Origin of the sequence: Mesorhizobium escarrei (assembly GCF_935825525.1) — a bacterium.
In the GTDB taxonomy this organism is placed as follows: domain Bacteria; phylum Pseudomonadota; class Alphaproteobacteria; order Rhizobiales; family Rhizobiaceae; genus Mesorhizobium; species Mesorhizobium escarrei.
In genome coordinates, this window is the sequence record NZ_CAKXZT010000089.1 from 1 (window position 1) to 714 (window position 714).

Annotated in this window: 1 protein-coding gene; it reads right to left on the bottom strand. The window is 58.7% G+C overall.

Going from position 1 to position 714, the window contains the following annotated elements; translation table 11 throughout:
• Positions 1–25 precede the first annotated feature (25 nt).
• The coding region (locus NMG80_RS05735; protein ID WP_254017246.1) for a pentapeptide repeat-containing protein at positions 26–714 on the bottom strand (689 nt) is incomplete at its 5' end.

Consider the following 714-nt stretch of genomic DNA (forward strand, 5'->3'; position numbering starts at 1 on the left):
ATTGCCGCAGTTCGCTTGCCGACAACTATTCCTGCTGGAATTGACAGGGCCAATCTTCAGGCCTCGTCAAGCCAGAAGGCAACTCGGTCCGGGCGTCTCCGCAAGCCATGTTGAGCTGCCACTGGGACAGACCCGCCGATTTGGAAAGGTCGACGCCCTCGATACGGGTCAGAAAGAAAAAGGCGCGGTCAAAGTCTATCGGCGCGGTGAACGTCGCTCCTCGGAAGTCCGCCCGTGCGAGATTGGCAAACGAGAAGCGGCTGCCGCTGATATCGGCGTCATGGAACTGCGCACGCCCCAATTCTGCCTTTGTGAAATCAACATTGGTCAGATTGGCGTCCTGGAAATTCGAGCGCTGCATTTCCGCGCTCGCAAACACAGCGCCCTGCGCGTCCATACGGCTGAAGTCGGTCCTGTAGGCCTCGATTCTGTCGAACCGGGCGCCTTTGGCGGTCGAGTCGGCCAGGGAAGCACGCACAAGCGTTGCCTTCTCAAGATTTGCCGCATGGAGATTGCTGTTCCTGAGGTCGGTCGAAGTGAAATCAACACCGAACAGGTTCGCCCCGCTCAGGTCCTGTCCTTCTAGGATGAGAAGCTTCTTGTCACACTCGTGCCAATTGACGCCAGGCGCCGCGGCTGCGTGGCAATTGGGAGCAGCAGTGGCGTTCTGCCAAGCAAACACACTGCAAACCGCTAGAACCAAGCCGGATGCGC